This window comes from Streptomyces sp. B93 (assembly GCF_018070565.1).
GTDB lineage: Bacteria > Actinomycetota > Actinomycetes > Streptomycetales > Streptomycetaceae > Streptomyces.
In genome coordinates, this window is the sequence record NZ_JAGPXL010000001.1 from 145,529 (window position 1) to 160,804 (window position 15,276).

13 protein-coding genes are annotated in these 15,276 nt (G+C 71.2%); 7 read left to right on the plus strand and 6 right to left on the minus strand.

Annotated features, from left to right (window positions below; all coding sequences use genetic code 11):
• The first annotated feature begins 64 nt into the window (after positions 1 to 64).
• On the plus strand, positions 65 to 1,153 hold the full coding sequence (locus tag KBY47_RS00680; protein WP_210918838.1) for a LacI family DNA-binding transcriptional regulator: 1,089 nt from the start codon (positions 65 to 67) through the stop codon (positions 1,151 to 1,153).
• Entirely contained in the window at positions 1,150 to 2,061 is a 912-nt protein-coding gene (locus KBY47_RS00685; RefSeq protein WP_210918839.1) for a carbohydrate kinase, read from the plus strand. The genes KBY47_RS00680 and KBY47_RS00685 overlap by 4 nt, the downstream gene beginning before the upstream one ends.
• 29 nt (positions 2,062 to 2,090) lie before the next feature.
• Here the strand turns inward: KBY47_RS00685 and KBY47_RS00690 are convergent, their stop codons facing one another.
• The gene (locus KBY47_RS00690) at positions 2,091 to 2,945 is read right to left on the minus strand and encodes a helix-turn-helix domain-containing protein (RefSeq protein WP_210918840.1); all 855 of its coding nucleotides are present in this window, start codon (positions 2,943 to 2,945) and stop codon (positions 2,091 to 2,093) included.
• A gap of 101 nt (positions 2,946 to 3,046) precedes the next feature.
• Between KBY47_RS00690 and KBY47_RS00695 the strand changes: the two genes are divergently transcribed.
• The gene (locus KBY47_RS00695) at positions 3,047 to 3,619 is read left to right on the plus strand and encodes a YceI family protein (protein WP_210918841.1); all 573 of its coding nucleotides are present in this window, start codon (positions 3,047 to 3,049) and stop codon (positions 3,617 to 3,619) included.
• Between the two features lie 115 nt (positions 3,620 to 3,734).
• Here the strand turns inward: KBY47_RS00695 and uvrA are convergent, their stop codons facing one another.
• Positions 3,735 to 6,695, minus strand: a complete 2,961-nt coding sequence (gene uvrA / locus KBY47_RS00700) for an excinuclease ABC subunit UvrA (RefSeq protein ID WP_210918842.1) — start codon at positions 6,693 to 6,695, stop codon at positions 3,735 to 3,737.
• Between the two features lie 224 nt (positions 6,696 to 6,919).
• Here uvrA and KBY47_RS00705 point away from each other — a divergent pair, with 224 nt between their 5' ends.
• Both KBY47_RS00705 and KBY47_RS00710 read left to right on the plus strand, forming a co-directional pair.
• A complete protein-coding gene (locus KBY47_RS00705) occupies positions 6,920 to 7,606 on the plus strand; it encodes a maleylpyruvate isomerase family mycothiol-dependent enzyme (RefSeq protein ID WP_210918843.1) in 687 nt (228 codons plus the stop codon).
• 52 nt (positions 7,607 to 7,658) lie between these two features.
• Positions 7,659 to 8,315 carry an MBL fold metallo-hydrolase gene (locus KBY47_RS00710; protein WP_210918844.1) on the plus strand — a complete coding sequence of 219 codons (657 nt, stop codon included), beginning with the start codon at positions 7,659 to 7,661 and terminating at the stop codon, positions 8,313 to 8,315.
• A 201-nt stretch (positions 8,316 to 8,516) separates the two neighbouring features.
• On the opposite strand, the gene aroQ is transcribed toward KBY47_RS00710, so the two are convergent.
• Positions 8,517 to 8,990 carry a type II 3-dehydroquinate dehydratase gene (aroQ, locus tag KBY47_RS00715; RefSeq protein WP_210918845.1) on the minus strand — a complete coding sequence of 158 codons (474 nt, stop codon included), beginning with the start codon at positions 8,988 to 8,990 and terminating at the stop codon, positions 8,517 to 8,519.
• A gap of 98 nt (positions 8,991 to 9,088) precedes the next feature.
• Between aroQ and KBY47_RS00720 the strand changes: the two genes are divergently transcribed.
• Both KBY47_RS00720 and KBY47_RS00725 read left to right on the plus strand, forming a co-directional pair.
• A complete protein-coding gene (locus KBY47_RS00720) occupies positions 9,089 to 10,135 on the plus strand; it encodes a S66 peptidase family protein (protein ID WP_210918846.1) in 1,047 nt (348 codons plus the stop codon).
• A gap of 60 nt (positions 10,136 to 10,195) precedes the next feature.
• Positions 10,196 to 11,521 (plus strand): MFS transporter, encoded by a 1,326-nt coding sequence (locus tag KBY47_RS00725; protein ID WP_247694009.1) that lies wholly within the window; start codon positions 10,196 to 10,198, stop codon positions 11,519 to 11,521.
• A 48-nt stretch (positions 11,522 to 11,569) separates the two neighbouring features.
• Here KBY47_RS00725 and KBY47_RS00730 read toward each other — a convergent pair whose 3' ends face one another.
• The 3 genes from KBY47_RS00730 to KBY47_RS00740 form a co-directional block, all read right to left on the minus strand.
• Complete coding sequence (locus KBY47_RS00730) at positions 11,570 to 11,872, minus strand: hypothetical protein (RefSeq protein WP_210918847.1); 303 nt, start codon at positions 11,870 to 11,872, stop codon at positions 11,570 to 11,572.
• 128 nt (positions 11,873 to 12,000) lie between these two features.
• A complete protein-coding gene (locus tag KBY47_RS00735) occupies positions 12,001 to 13,002 on the minus strand; it encodes a TerC family protein (RefSeq protein ID WP_210918848.1) in 1,002 nt (333 codons plus the stop codon).
• A 283-nt stretch (positions 13,003 to 13,285) separates the two neighbouring features.
• The gene (locus tag KBY47_RS00740; RefSeq protein WP_210918849.1) at positions 13,286 to 15,259 is read right to left on the minus strand and encodes a TerD family protein; all 1,974 of its coding nucleotides are present in this window, start codon (positions 15,257 to 15,259) and stop codon (positions 13,286 to 13,288) included.
• Between the last annotated feature and the right edge of the window lie 17 nt (positions 15,260 to 15,276).

Here is a 15,276-nt window from a genome sequence, read left to right on the forward strand (position 1 = left end):
ATTCCGCGCGGACGAGCCGGGCCGGGAACCCACCGCCCCGGAACAGCGGACCAGAGGGGAACCCATGGCGACCATGGCCGACGTCGCCCGGAGCGCCGGAGTCTCCGTGGCGACGGTCTCACACGTGCTCAACGGCACCCGCCCGGTCCTCCCCCACACCCGCCAGGCCGTCCTGGACGCCATCGACGCACTCGGCTACACACCCAACACGCTCGCCCGTTCCCTGGTGACCGCCCGCACCCACTCCATCGGGCTCGCGGTCTCCGCCATCAGCAACCCCTACTTCACGGAGATCCTCCAGGGCGTCGAGGCGGCGGCCCTTGACAGCGGCTACAGCCTGCTCATCGCCGATCCGCACGACGACCCCCGGCACGAGCGCAAGGTCGTCCAGCTGCTGCACGAGCGACGGGTCGACGGCATGATCGTCGCGCCCTCCGCCGACCCCCGTGAACTCCTCGCCTACCTCGGCCGTCACAACGTCCCCACCGTCCTCCTCGACCGGCTGGTCGACCCCCCGGCCGGCTCCGCTCCCCGCTTCGACCAGGTCTGCGCCGAGAACGCCGAGCCGACCGCCGGGCTGGTCACCCATCTCACCGGGCTCGGCCACCGGCGCATCGGCCTGGTCGCCGGACTGCCCGGACTCAGCACCACCAGCGAACGCGTCTCCGGCTACCGCCACGGCCTCGCGGCCGCCGGGCTCCCCCACGACGAGCGGCTGGTCGTGCACGGCGACTCCGACGCGGCCGGCGGCGAGCGGGCAACCGCCGCCCTGCTGTCCCTCGCCGCCCCGCCCACCGCGCTGGTCACCGCCAACAACGCCATGACCATCGGCGCCCTGCGCGCACTGCGCGACCGCGGGCTCTCCGTGCCCGATGACATCGCCCTGTGCTGCTTCGACGACTTCGCCTGGGCCGACCTGTTCTCCCCCCGGCTGACCGCCGTCGCCCAGCCCAGCAAGGAACTCGGCGCCGAGGCGGTCCGCATCCTCCTGGAACGTCTCGCCGCACCGGACCGGCCCGCCAAGACCGTGCGCCTGCCGTGCGCCTTCGTCCACCGCACGTCCTGCGGCTGCCCCGAAGTCCCCGCCCCGGACGGGGAACGGCGGCGCGCGCAGAACCCGCCCCCGCAGCACCGGAAAGGAACCACCTCATGATCGTCGTCGCCGGTGAGGCCCTGATCGACCTGGTACCGCAGGGCACGGGCGCCCTGGCGAGCCTCAGACCGGCGCTCGGCGGCGGCCCGTACAACACCGCCGTGGCGCTGGGCAGGCTCGGCTCCCCCACCGCCTTCTGCTCCCGCACCTCCTCCGACGCCTTCGGCGAGGCCCTTCTCGACGGGCTGCGGGCCGCCGGGGTGGACGTGTCCGGTGTGCAGCGCGGGCCGGAGCCCACCACCCTCGCGGTCGCCACCGTGGACGGCGACGGTTCGGCCGCCTACTCCTTCTACGTCGACGGCACCGCCGACCGCCTCTTCACGGCCCCCGACCGGCTGCCCCCGACGACCCGCGCGGTGTCCTTCGGCACCTGCTCACTCGTCCTGGAACCCGGCGCGACCGCCTACGAGGAGCTGATGCGCACCGCCTCCGGGAACGGTGTGTTCACCGCGCTCGACCCGAACATCCGGCCAGGCCTCATCCCGGACCCGGACGCCTACCGGGCCCGCTTCCGGAGCTGGCTGCCGTCGATATCGCTGCTCAAGCTCTCCGAGGAGGACGCCCGCTGGCTCGGCGGCACCCCCCGCGAGTGGCTGGCCGCCGGACCCTCGGCCGTGGTGATCACCCGGGGCGGCGACGGGCTCACCGCCTTCACCCGGGACGGCGCGGAGCACTCCGTGCCCGGTGAGAAGGTCACGGTGGTGGACACCATCGGGGCGGGTGACACCGTGAACGCCGCCCTGCTGCACGGCCTGTCCGCCTGGGACGCCCTGACCGCGGACGCCGTGGCGGGCCTGGACGCCGAGCAGTGGACCCGCCTGCTGGGCTTCGCGGCCCGCGCGGCGGCGATCACCTGCTCACGCGCGGGCGCGGAGCCGCCCTACGCCGACGAGCTGGACGGCGTCTAGACCCGGCACGGCACCCGGCGGGCGGCCGGTCAGCCGCGCACCGCGCGCAACGCGCCCCGGGTGCGGCCGTTGAGCCGGTCCAGGGCGGTGGCCGTGGCCTCGTCGGCGGGGAGGTGGACGATGAGGCGCTGGCCGTCGTCGGGCAGGACCAGCGTCTCGAAGGAGAGGCGCAGCCGCCCCACCTCCGGGTGCTCCACGAGATCCGTGCCGGACCGGGGAGGCAGGGCCGGAACGGCGGCGATCCGCTCGGTGAACTCCGCCCCGGCGGTCACCGTCAGCTCGTCGACGAGAGCGGCGACATGGGGGTCGTGCAGCGAGGCCTCGTGGCGCAGGTGGGCGATCTGCTCGCCGGCGAGCCGCTCCCAGCCGGGGTACACGGCGCGGGCCCGCTCGTCGGTGAACAGGTACCGCATGACATTGGGCGGGTTGCCGTCGAGCAGGCCCAGCGGGCGGGCGAACCGCTCGTAGCCCGCAGTGCACGTCACGATGTCGCCGAGCCAGCTGAGCAGCACCGCCGGGGTGGGCTCCAGACGGTCGAGCAGTGCCTGGACGGTGGCCCGGACGGTCAGGACCCGCGGGTGCACGGCCGAGCAGAGCGCCTTGTCCTCGCCGTGCTCCTTGGCCAGGCGGCGCATCAGGATGCGGTCCGGCACCGGCAGGCGCAGGGCGTCGCCGAGGGCGCCGAGGACCTGGGGTGAGGGGTTGCGGTCGCGTCCCTGTTCCAGGCGGGTGAGGTACTCGACGCTGATCCCGGCGAGGGTGGCCAGCTCGGAGCGGCGCAGGCCCGGGGTGCGGCGGCGCGGGCCGGTCGGCAGGCCCACCTCCGTCGGGGTGACGGCCTCCCGGCGGGTGCGGATGAAGATGCCCAGCTCGTTGTCGCTCACCTGGCGAACGTACAACGCCCGCCGCGCGGGATGGTGGCCCTGTCACTACCACCATCGGCCCGGTCTCCCTACCAGCCGCCGTGGCCCGGAGGGTGGAGGGCATGACTCAGGACGACCTTTCCAAGACGCTGACCGCTTCCCCGCTCCCGCTGTCGTCCGGCGACTGGGAGCTGGACCCGCTGCACTCCGCCGTCAACTTCACCATCCGCCACCTCGGGATCGCCAAGGTGCGCGGACGCTTCGCCGATGTGCGGGCCGGGCTGTACGTCGGGGAGACGCTGGAGGAGGTGCGCGTGTCCGCCGAGATCGCGCTTGCCTCTATTGACACCGGGAACGCCGACCGGGACGCGCACACCCGCGCGGCTGATCTGCTGGACGTGGAGAAGCGTCCGACGATGGCCTTCCGTTCGACGCGTGTCTTCGGGGAGGGCGAGGACTGGACGATGGAGGGGGACCTGACCATCGGGGACGTGTCCCGGCCGGTGGTGCTCGCCGTCGAGTTCGGCGGGGTGGTGGACTCTCCCGTGGACGGGAGGAGGCACGCCGGGTTCGAGGCGACGGGTGAGATCCGCCGCAGCGACTTCGGGCTGACCTTCGGGGCCGGGTTCCTCGGTGATGTTGTCAAGGTTCAGCTGGACATGCAGTTCGTCGAACCGCAGGGCCAGGGCGGCTGACTGTGCAACGAGCGGCGCCCCGCGGGGAGTTCCCGCGGGGCGCCGATCCTTTTCTTGCTGTCCTTCTTCGCTGTCTTCCTGAGCTGTCTTCGCTGTCTTCCTTGGCTGTTCGCCGTCAGGCCTTGCGGGCCCGTGCCGTCCGCTTGGCGGGCGCGGCCTTCTTCGCCACGGCACCGGCGGTCTTCTTCGTGGCCGTCCGGCGGGGCGCCTTCACGGGCTCGGCGTCGCTGATCCGGTCGGCGCCGAGGATCTCGCGGAGGAACTTGCCGGTGTGGCTGGCGGGCACCCCGGCCACCTGCTCCGGCGTGCCCTCCGCGACGACCAGGCCACCGCCCGCGCCGCCCTCGGGGCCCATGTCGACGACCCAGTCCGCGGTCTTGATCACGTCGAGGTTGTGCTCGATGACGATGACCGTGTTGCCCTTGTCGACCAGCCCGGAGAGGACCTTGAGCAACTTGCTGATGTCCTCGAAGTGCAGACCGGTGGTCGGCTCGTCGAGGACGTAGACCGTGCGTCCGGTGGAGCGCTTCTGCAACTCGCTGGCGAGCTTGACGCGCTGCGCCTCACCGCCGGAGAGGGTCGTCGCCGCCTGGCCGAGCCGGACGTAGCCGAGGCCGACGTCCTTCAGCGTGTTGAGGTGGCGGGCGATCGCGGGGACCGCCTCGAAGAACTCCGTCGCCTCCTCGATCGGCATGTTCAGGACCTCGGCGATGGACTTGCCCTTGTAGTGGACCTCCAGGGTCTCCCGGTTGTACCGGGCGCCGTGGCAGACCTCGCACGGGACGTACACGTCCGGGAGGAAGTTCATCTCGATCTTGATCGTGCCGTCGCCCGCGCAGTTCTCGCAGCGGCCGCCCTTGACGTTGAAGGAGAACCGGCCCGGCAGGTAGCCGCGGACCTTGGCCTCGGTCGTCTCGGCGAACAGCTTGCGGATGTGGTCGAACACGCCGGTGTAGGTCGCCGGGTTGGACCGCGGGGTGCGGCCGATGGGCGACTGGTCGACATGGACGACCTTGTCGACGAGGTCGTCGCCGTCCACGCGCGTGTGCCGCCCGGGCACACTGCGGGCGCCGTTCAGCTCGCGCGCCAGGTGGGTGTAGAGGATGTCGTTGACCAGGGTCGACTTGCCGGATCCGGAGACACCGGTGACCGCGGTGAAGACGCCCAGCGGGAAGGACACGTCGATGTCCTGGAGGTTGTTCTCGCGGGCGCCGTGCACGGTGAGCTGCCGGGACGGGTCGTGCGGGCGGCGGATGTCCGGCAGCGGGATGGACTTCTTGCCGGCCAGGTACTGGCCGGTCTGCGACTCGGCGTTGGCGAGCAGCTCCTTCAGGGAGCCGCTGTGCACGACCTTGCCGCCGTGCTCGCCCGCGCCGGGGCCGATGTCCACGATCCAGTCGGCGACCTTGATGGTGTCCTCGTCGTGCTCGACCACGATCAGGGTGTTGCCCATGTCGCGCAGCCGGACGAGGGTCTCGATCAGCCGGTGGTTGTCGCGCTGGTGCAGGCCGATGGACGGCTCGTCGAGGACGTAGAGGACACCGACGAGTCCGGAGCCGATCTGGGTGGCCAGCCGGATGCGCTGGGCCTCACCGCCGGAAAGGGTGCCCGCCGCGCGGTTCAGCGAGAGGTAGTCCAGGCCGACGTCGACCAGGAACCGCAGTCTCTCGTTGACCTCCTTCAGCACGCGCTCGGCGATCTTCTTGTCGCGCGCGGTGAGCTTCAGCTCGCCCAGGAAGTCCGCGCAGTCGCTGATGGACATCGCGGAGACCTCGGCGATCGACTTCCCCATGATCGTGACCGCGAGGACGATCGGCTTCAGGCGGGTGCCCTCACAGGTGGGGCAGGGCACCTCGCGCATATAGCCCTCGAAGCGCTCCCGGCTGGCGTCGGACTCGGCCTCGCTGTGCCGCCGCTTGACGAACGGGACGGCGCCCTCGAAGGGCGTGGTGTAGACCCGCTCCCTGCCGTACCGGTTTCGGTAGCGGACCTCGATCTGGGTCTTGTGGCCGTGCAGAAGGGCCTTCTTGGCGCGCTGGGGCAGACCGGCGAAGGGGATGTCCGTCCGGAACCCGAGGGCGTCCGCGAGGGCGCCGATCAGCCGGCCGAAGTAGTCCTTGGTGTGTCCGTGGGACCAGGGGTGGATGGCGCCCTCGTCGAGGGTCTTGTCCGGGTCCGGGACGATCAGCTCGGGGTCGACCTCCATGCGCGTACCGATACCGGTGCACTCGGGGCAGGCACCGAAGGGCGAGTTGAAGGAGAAGGAGCGGGGCTCCAGCTCCTCGAAGGAGAGGTCGTCGTACGGGCAGTACAGGTGCTCCGAGTACATGCGCTCGCGCTCGGGGTCGTCCTCGGGGAGGTCGACGAAGTCGAGCACGACCATGCCGCCGGAGAGGCCGAGGGCGGTCTCCACCGAGTCGGTGAGGCGGCGCTTGGCGGAGTCCTTCACCGTGAGCCGGTCGACGACCACCTCGATGGTGTGCTTCTCCTGCTTCTTCAGCGTGGGCGGCTCGGAGAGCTGGACGGTCTCGCCGTCCACACGCGCGCGGGAGTAGCCCTTGGTCTGGAGGTCGGCGAAGAGGTCGACGAACTCGCCCTTGCGCTCACGGACCAGCGGCGACAGCACCTGGAAGCGGCTGCCCTCGGGCAGCTCCAGGACCTTGTCGACGATGGCCTGCGGCGACTGGCGGGAGATCGGACGGCCGCACTGGGGACAGTGCGGCTTGCCGATGCGGGCGAAGAGCAGCCGCAGGTAGTCGTAGACCTCGGTGATGGTGCCGACCGTCGAGCGCGGGTTGCGCGAGGTCGACTTCTGGTCGATGGAGACCGCCGGGGACAGGCCCTCGATGAAGTCGACGTCCGGCTTGTCCATCTGGCCGAGGAACTGGCGGGCGTACGAGGAGAGCGATTCCACGTAGCGCCGCTGGCCCTCGGCGAAGATCGTGTCGAAGGCCAGGGAGGACTTGCCCGACCCGGACAGGCCCGTGAAGACGATGAGCGAGTCACGCGGCAGGTCGAGCGAGACGTTCTTCAGATTGTGCTCGCGCGCGCCACGGACGATGAGACGGTCGGCCACGCCGGTCCGCACCTTTCTTGAGAGAAGTGACAGGGGCGAGGCCCCCGTCTTCCTCAGACTAGGGGGACCCACTGACAACGCCGGTCGGATTCCCCGGGTTGCACAACAATCCCCGGCCCTCCAGCATGCCCGACGCCATGAACGACCTTATAGCACGTGCATTCGATTTAAGGGCCGGGCTCCAGACCTTCACCTGAAGGTGTGGCGCGGCTAGTGTCAGCACCATGATTGATCACGCTCGTGACCTGGCATCTGTACAAGACGCGACCGATCGGCTGCTCACCGCAGCCGCCAAGCTGGACGACTCGGCAGTGACGCAACCGTCACGCCTGCCCGGCTGGACCAGGGGCCACGTCCTCGCCCACCTCGCGCGCAACGCGGACGCCCTGGTGAACGTGTTGGAGGGGCGTCCCATGTACGCGTCGGCCGAGGCCCGGGACGCCGACATCGAGCGCGACGCGCCCCGCCCGCTCGACGTCCACCTCGCCGACGTGCGCGAGACCGCGGCCCGCTTCCAGGAGACCGGAGCCGCGCCCGCCGACTGGTCCCGCACGGTCGCGCTGCGCAACGGCGTCACCGACGCCGCGGCCCGGGTGCCGTTCCGCCGCTGGGTGGAGGTGGAGCTGCACCACGTGGACCTCGGGACCGGCTACGAGCTGGAGGACGTCCCGGCGGAGTTCGCGGAGCGGGAGACCGCCTTCCTCGCCGAGCGCTTCACCGGCAACCCCGACGTCCCGGCGGCCCGTCTGACGGACGGCACGCGCGCGTGGACGACGGGCCGGGCGGCCGAGACCCCCGAGGTGACCGTCACCGGCACGCTCCCCGACCTCCTGGGCTGGCTGGCGGGCCGCCGCGACGGCTCGTCCCTGACGGTGACCGACGGCCCGCTGCCGGTGCTGCCCCCGCTGTAGCCCCCCCGGGAGGGGGCGCGGGGAACCGCGCGCACGGCATAGGCTGACGGACATGACGTACAGCGGAGCGGTGAAGGTCGGCGGCCCGGCCGATGTGCACGAGCTGCGGGACCTGATGATCACGAAGATCGCGGTCGGCCCGATGGACAACAACGCCTATCTGCTGCGCTGCCGGGCCACGGACGAGCAGCTGCTGATCGACGCGGCGAACGACGCGGACGCGCTGCTGGGCATGATCGGTGACGACGGCATCGCGTCCGTCGTCACCACCCACCAGCACGGCGACCACTGGCAGGCGCTCGCCGCCGTGGTCGCCGCCACCGGCGCCCGCACCTACGCGGGCCGTGACGACGCCGACGGCATCCCGGTGCCGACCGATGTCCCGGTCGACGACGGCGACACCATCCGGGTGGGTCATGTGGAGCTGACCGCGCGTCATCTGGTCGGCCACACCCCGGGCTCGATCGCCCTCGTCTACGACGACCCCCATGGCCACCCTCATGTGTTCACCGGGGACTGCCTCTTCCCGGGAGGTGTGGGCAACACCCGCAAGGACCCCAAGGCGTTCGCCAGTCTCATCCATGACGTCGAGACCAAGATCTTCGACGTGCTCCCGGACGAGACCTGGGTCTACCCCGGCCACGGGAACGACACCACGCTGGGCGCCGAGCGGCCACAGCTCCCCGCGTGGCACGCGCGCGGGTGGTGAACGGAGGGCGCGCATCGCGCCACGCGCGCCCCGTGTGAAAGCAGTGCACAGACCGGCGCGCCACGCGCACTCCCCGACATAAGTCGTTGCGCGGTCAACTGGGATCAGCCCCGCGCGGGACGACGGCACCCGCGCGGTACGGGCCGCCGGTCCCTCATACCCCGCCCTCGACCGGCGGCCCCGGCGCCAGTCGCCGCCCTGCTACGCCTGCGCGCGGGCCGCTCCCACCAGCGCCGCGACGCGCTCCACCCCGAACACATAGCCCTGCACGCCGCACCCCGCGATGACGCCGTCGGCGCGCAGCGAGACGTAGGAGTGGTGCCGGAACGACTCGCGCTGGTGGATGTTGGAGATGTGCACCTCCAGCACGGGCATGCCGTCACAGGTGTTCAGCGCGTCCAGGATGGCGACCGAGGTGTGCGAGTACGCACCCGGGTTGATCACGATGCCGCAGTGGCCCAGCCGTGCCTCGTGGATCCAGTCGACCAGTTCGCCCTCGTGGTTGGACTGCCGGAAGTCCACCGTGCCGCCGTGCGCCGCCGCGGCCTCGGCGCACAGCGCCTCCACGTCGGCGAGTGTGCCGGAGCCGTAGATCTCGGGCTGGCGCCGGCCGAGGAGGTTCAGGTTCGGCCCGTTGAGGATCATGATCGGGGCGCTGGCGAGGGTGCGGGGCACGGTTCCTCCGGTCCGTCGGGTGGGCGGTCCGCGGGGACCGCTGCTGGCACCCGGTTTATCACGGTGCGCCGTCGCGGAGACCCTCGTATCCTCGCGAAATGATCACACCTGCCTATCCTCCGAAGCCCGCACCCGGTGACCGCATCGCCGTGATCTCGCCCTCCGGCGGCCTGCCCGGCCTCCTCCCCCTGCCCTACGAGTTGGGCCTGAGGCGGCTGCGCGAGGAGTACGGCCTGGAACCGGTCGAGTACCCGACGACGCGGAGGATGGAGGCCACTCCCCAGGAGCGGGCCGACGACATCCACGCCGCGTTCGCCGACCCCGAGGTGAAGTCGGTGATCGCGTCGATCGGCGGCTCGGACCAGATCACCGTGCTGCCGCTGCTCGACCGGGAGCTGATCCGCGCCCATCCGAAGCCGTTCATCGGCATGAGCGACAACACCAACCTGCTGGCGTACCTGTACAACACCGGTATCGTCGGCTACCACGGCGCGAGTGTGATGGCGGAGCTGGGCCGCCCCGTCGCCATGCACCCACAGACCGCCGACTCCCTGCGGGCGGCGCTGTTCACCTCCGGGGAGTACGAGTTGCGGCCCGCCGAGCGCTGGCGCGACACCAGCCGGGACTGGGCCGACCCCGCCACCTTCGACGCGGAGCCAGAGACCCGGCCCGGCACCGGCTGGACCTGGATGAACGCCGACCAGGTCGTGGAGGGCCGTGGCTGGGGCGGCTGCCTGGAAATCATCGGCTGGCTGCTGATGGCCGACCGCGAAATCTCCCACGACCTGTCCGACTACGACGGCCAGGTGCTGTTCCTGGAGACCTCCGAGGAGTTGCCGAGCGGCGAGGAGGTCTTCCGTACCCTGCGCGGCATGGGCGAGCGCGGACTGCTCCGGCGCTTCTCCGCGCTGCTGATGGGCCGCCCCAAGACCTGGGACTTCGCCCGGCCCAACAGCCCCGAGGAGGGGGCGCGTTACGCGGCCGAGCAGCGCGCCGCCGTACAACGCGCGCTCAAGGCGTACGCCCCCGATCTGCTGACCGTCTTCGACGTGGACCTCGGCCACACCGATCCCCAGCTCGTCATCCCCTACGGCGGCACGATCCGCGTCGACGGCTTCGCACGGCGCATCACCGTCACCTACTGACGCGGACCGCACCCCTGTGCGCCCCCGTAACCCGTGGTCACTCTGGGTAGTTGACGCGGCATGCACGACGTACAGACCGTGAAGACCCCGGGCATGCTGCGCATCGCCACCGCCGCGCTCGCCGGAACCGCCATCGAGTTCTACGACTTCTTCGTGTACGGGACCGCGGCGGCGCTGGTGCTGGGGCCGCTGTTCTTCCCGACGTTCTCACCGGTGGCCGGGACGCTGGCGGCCTTCGGCACGTTCGGCGTGGGTTTCTTCGCCCGGCCGCTGGGTTCGGTGCTGTTCGGTCACATCGGGGACCGGCACGGACGACGGCCGGTGCTGGTGATCTCGCTGCTGCTGACCGGCGCCTCGACGGTCGCGGTCGGCTGCGTACCGACGTTCGACACGATCGGGGTGGCCGCCCCGGTGCTCCTGCTCGTCCTGCGCTTCCTCCAGGGGCTGGGACTCGGCGGCGAGTGGGGCGGGGCCGTACTGCTGACCGCCGAGCACGCGCCCGCCCGGCACCGCGGACTGTGGTCGAGCTTCCCGCAGGTCGGCCCCGCGGTGGGCTTCCTGCTCGCCAACGGCGTGATGCTGGCCCTCTCGGCGACGCTCACCGAAGCGCAGTTCGACCAGTGGGGATGGCGGGTGCCGTTCTGGGTGGCCGGGGCGCTGGCCGTGCTGGGCCTCTGGCTGCGGTCCTCGCTCACCGAGAGTCCCCGCTTCCTGGAGATCGACGACCACGCGCGCGTGCCGCTCGTCGAGGTGGTCCGCGACCACTGGCGCCTGGTCCTGCTGACCGCCGGGGCCCTCTCCGTCGGCTACGCGATCTTCTACGCCGTGACCACCTGGTCCCTCGCCTACGCGACGGAACGGCTCGGGGTGAGCCGTACCGTCATGCTGTCCTGCGTCATGGCGGTCGTGGTGGTGAAGGGGGCGCTCACCCCGCTGATGGCCGTCCTCGGCGACCGGTACGGGCGGCGGCCGCTCTGTCTGATCGGGTGCTCGGCCGCCGCCGTGTGGATGTTCCCGATGGTGGCGCTGCTCGCCACCGGAGCGCCGCTGTTGATGTTCACCGGGTTCCTGGGCGCGATGCTCGCCTTCATCACGATGTTCGCCGTGATCGCCGCCTATCTGCCGGAGCTGTACGAGCCACGGGTGCGCTGCACGGGCGCCGCGGTCGGCTACAACCTCGGCGGGGTCCTCGGCGGCGCCCTCACCCCGATCGTGGCCACCGCGCTCGCGGACCAGGGCGGCCGGGTCCCCTGGGGCGTGGCCGCCTATCTGACCGGCATCGCGCTGCTCAGCCTGACCTGTTTCGCCCTGCTCCCGGACACCCGCCCGGCGCGGGTCCCGGCGACGGAGCCGGACAGGGCCGTGGAGGCGACGACCGGCCGGTGACCGTGCCGTGCGCCCGGGACAGGGGCGGCAGGGTCACCGGGCGCGAGGCTACTTCAGCTCGCTCGCGTCGAGCAGGTCGCAGTCGGTGTAGCGGGGCTCCCGGCTGCACAGCGCGCCCAGGCGCTGGGCCAGCTTGCTCGTCTCGGGGTCGTCGCTGTTGCGCATCGCCTCGTCGTACGACTCGAACTCGATCAGCGCGACGTAGCGCCCCGGGGTGTCCCGGTCCTTCAGGAAGATGCGGTGGGTGGGCCCGCTCTGCTTGCCCGCCAGGCCCTGCCGGGCCTCCTCCAGCAACTGCTCCATCTCCTCGAGCCGCTCGGTCTCGAAGTCGATGATCTGCATGAACTTCATGGTTGCCTCCGCCGGTCCCAGCGCCCCCGAGGTGGGAAAAGCGCTCGCAACCAAGCAAGCACCGGGAGTGGTTGTCGGCAATTCGCCGCGCACACTCCCGGTGCTTGTTGTGCCTACGCAGGACGTGGTCAGCCCTTGATGCTGTCCTTCGGAGCGCCTTCGGTCTCCTTGTGCGCCGCCTCGGCCGCGTCCTGCTTCCGGGAGGCCCACAGGCTGGTGATCGTGGTGACGATCAGGACGGTGCAGATCACGCCGAGCGAGACCGGGATGCTGATCTCGGGGACATGGACGCCCGACTCGTGCAGAGCGTGCAGGACGAGCTTGACGCCGATGAAGCCGAGGATGATCGACAGGCCGTAGCTCAGGTGGATCAGCTTCCTCAGCAGCCCGCCGATGAGGAAGTACAGCTGCCGCAGACCCATCAGCGCGAAGGCGTTGGCGGTGAAGACGATGTACGGGTCCTGGGTGAGGCCGAAGATCGCGGGGATCGAGTCGAGCGCGAACAGGACGTCCGTGGTCCCGATCGCCAGCATCACGACCAGCATCGGGGTCATGACCCGCTTGCCGTTCTGCTGGATCCACAGCTTGGTGCCGTGGTAGCGGTCGGCCACGCCGAAGCGGCGCTCGGCGGCCTTGAGGAGCCTGTTCTCCTCGTACTCCTCGTCGTGCTCCTCGGCGCGGGCCTCCTGGATGAGCTTCCAGGCGGTCCAGATGAGGAAGGCGCCGAACAGGTAGAAGACCCAGGAGAAGCTGGCGATGATCGCGGCACCGGCCGCGATGAAGATGGCGCGCAGCACCAGGGCGATCAGCACACCGACGAGCAGCACCCGCTGCTGGTACTGCGAGGGCACGGCGAACTTCGCCATGATCAGGACGAAGACGAAGAGGTTGTCGACGCTCAGCGACTTCTCGGTGATGAAGCCCGCGAAGAACTCTCCGGCCGGCTGGCCGCCACCGAAGACGAGCAGGCCGACCCCGAAGAGTCCGGCCAGGACGATCCAGACGACGGTCCAGATCCCGGCTTCCTTGATCGACACGTCATGGGGCTTGCGCCCGATGAAGAAGTCGACGGCGATCAGGGCGCTCAGGCCCACGATGGTCAGGACCCACAGGGTCAGGGAAACATCCACTGCGCCTCCGGCAGTACGTAACGGCAAACAGTCAGTCAGCGTCGTCGCTGCCGGAGGTCTCTTCCACCCAGGGTGACCGGTGTGCCCGGCGCCCTTGGGCCGACGCCCCGGGATCTGGCCTGATCCGTATTGACGGGGACGCCGCAAACTGGCAGGGAGTACTCCCCTCCGTGCCGTCTACAGTAACCCAATCACCAAGGAACGGTAAAGCGGTCGGCAAAAGACATGCCAAAGCCGGAGGTCAGAGCGTTTTACCTGGTCTTGATCCGGAGGGAGGGGCAGGTCAGCGCTTCCAGGCGCGGCGGGCCGCCGCCACCTGGGTGAGCACCTGCTGGACGACCTGGCTGCCGGACGGGACGAGCGGCGGCTCATAGGTCCAGGCGTGGCCGACCCACGGGTCGGCGAGGTGGTCGTCGGGCACCGGAGTCAGTCGCAGCAGCGAACGCCACAGCGGATCGAGCAGCGGGCCGTACCCGGCGGCGTCCTCCCGGTCGGCGACCATCATGAGGTGGACACCGACGTCCGGGCCCTCGTCGGCGAGGTAGCGCAGCTGGGTCACGGCCCGGTCGTCGAAGCCGTGCGGGAAGTCGTTGACCACCAGCAGCTGCTGAGCCGTGTCGAGGTCCGGCGGGAGCGAGTCGGCGGCGCCGCCGCGCAGCGCCATCTGGACCAGGTCCACCCGTTGGGTGAGCCGGGCGAGCACCTCGGTGACACCCGCCGCTCCGACGGCGGGCGGGGCGGCGAGCACACCGGTCTGCACCAGCGGTGCCAGCGCCTGCGCACCCGAACCGGCGGGGTCGATGACATGGACGGTGAACTCGCCCGCCGGGTGGACGGCCAGCAGCCGGGCGGCGTGCGCCACCGCCGCCTCCATCGCCAGGCGGCGCAGGTCGTGGGAGTCGGTGAAGGAGCCGTCGAGCGATCCGGCGCGCCCGCTGTCGATCCACAGCCCGCGCTCCAACGGCAGCCGGACCAGCATCGGTATGCGCAGCGGGGCGCACTCGGGGAGATGGAGGTCGCCCAGGCGTACGGCCATGGGGATCTCCATCGGGACCCGGTAGCCGTGCCACACGGGGTTGTCCCAGCTGGCGAACATCGGCGGCAGGGCCGGTTCCACGACGTCGGCCTCGGCGGTGAGGTGGGCGAGGTCGCGGTCGAGGGCCTGCCGGGCCTGGTCGACGAGCTGGGTGTGCCGGGCGCGGGCGGAAGCCCGGGCGGCGTCGGCCTGGCCGCCGATCCGGCTGCGCGGATCGGACAGGACCTGCTCCAGCTCCTTCTCCATCCGGGAGTCGGCGAAGTCGACGGCGCTGCGGTACGCGGCCGTGGTGCGGGCCAGGTCCTCGAACATGCCCCAGACCTGGTTGTAGAGCCGCTCGTCCATGGACCAGCCGGTCGCGTCGCCCGCCACCGGCTGCCGGGGCTGTCCGGGCTGGGCCGGGGGCGCGGTGGGCGGCGGGGGTGGGGGCGCGGAAGTGCCGCGGCCGGGGTGGGTGTAGTCGATGGGTCCGCCGGTGGTCTGCTGCGCGGCGGGGTCGGCCGGGGCGCCCGTCGACGGGTAGCCCGGATGGTGGCCGGTGGTGCCCTGGGGGCCCTGGTTGCCGTACGGGGCGTTGGTCTGGTCGCCGGTGCCGTAGGGCGCTGCGGCCTGCCGGGAGCGGTCGCCGTCCGCCGTACGGGGCGGAGGGGCCGCCACCGAGCGGGCCATGCCCTGGCCGACCGCGTCGAGAATGGTGCTCGCGAGCTGGTGGGAGTGGAGGAGTCCCTGGTCGGCGAGGAGTTCGGCGAGGCCGCCCGCGTAGCCCTGGCCGACGGCGCGCACCTTCCAGGAGCCCTGCCGCCGGTACAGCTCCAGCGCCACGACGGCGGACTCGACGTCCAGGCCGGTGAGGGTGAAGCTGGCGATCTCGGTGCCGTCCAGGCCGGTGACCGCGACGAAGGGGGCGGCGACGGCGCCGAAGCGGACCGGGCCGCCGCCCTGGCCGACGGGCAGCGCCAGCAGGATGTGGATGCGGTGCACGGCGTCCGGCATGGCGTCCAGGTCCACCGCGAGGCGATGATCGGCGGCTGCCTGCCGGGACACCTCGAGACCGGCCAGGGTGGGTGTGCCCGGATGGGCCACCCACTCGGCGCCGTGCACCTGGTGCTGCTCGTCGCTGAGCGTCGCGGCGGCCACGATCGGCGTGCCGGCCGAGACCCGGATCTCAAGACGGGTCTGGGAGAGCGGGTGGTTCTGTCCCCGCGCCAGCTCGGCCGTCATCGCCTTCTGCCCCCTGT

Bases quoted from the DNA above. Each gene is read 5' to 3' on its own strand.
- KBY47_RS00680 (WP_210918838.1), top strand. From the start codon at position 65: ATGGCGACCATGGCCGACGTCGCCCGGAGCGCCGGAGTCTCCGTGGCG.
- KBY47_RS00685 (WP_210918839.1), top strand. From the start codon at position 1,150: ATGATCGTCGTCGCCGGTGAGGCCCTGATCGACCTGGTACCGCAGGGC.
- KBY47_RS00695 (WP_210918841.1), top strand. From the start codon at position 3,047: ATGACTCAGGACGACCTTTCCAAGACGCTGACCGCTTCCCCGCTCCCG.
- KBY47_RS00705 (WP_210918843.1), top strand. From the start codon at position 6,920: ATGATTGATCACGCTCGTGACCTGGCATCTGTACAAGACGCGACCGAT.
- KBY47_RS00710 (WP_210918844.1), top strand. From the start codon at position 7,659: ATGACGTACAGCGGAGCGGTGAAGGTCGGCGGCCCGGCCGATGTGCAC.
- KBY47_RS00720 (WP_210918846.1), top strand. From the start codon at position 9,089: ATGATCACACCTGCCTATCCTCCGAAGCCCGCACCCGGTGACCGCATC.
- KBY47_RS00725 (WP_247694009.1), top strand. From the start codon at position 10,196: ATGCACGACGTACAGACCGTGAAGACCCCGGGCATGCTGCGCATCGCC.
- KBY47_RS00730 (WP_210918847.1), bottom strand. From the start codon at position 11,872: ATGAAGTTCATGCAGATCATCGACTTCGAGACCGAGCGGCTCGAGGAG.
- KBY47_RS00740 (WP_210918849.1), bottom strand. From the start codon at position 15,259: ATGACGGCCGAGCTGGCGCGGGGACAGAACCACCCGCTCTCCCAGACC.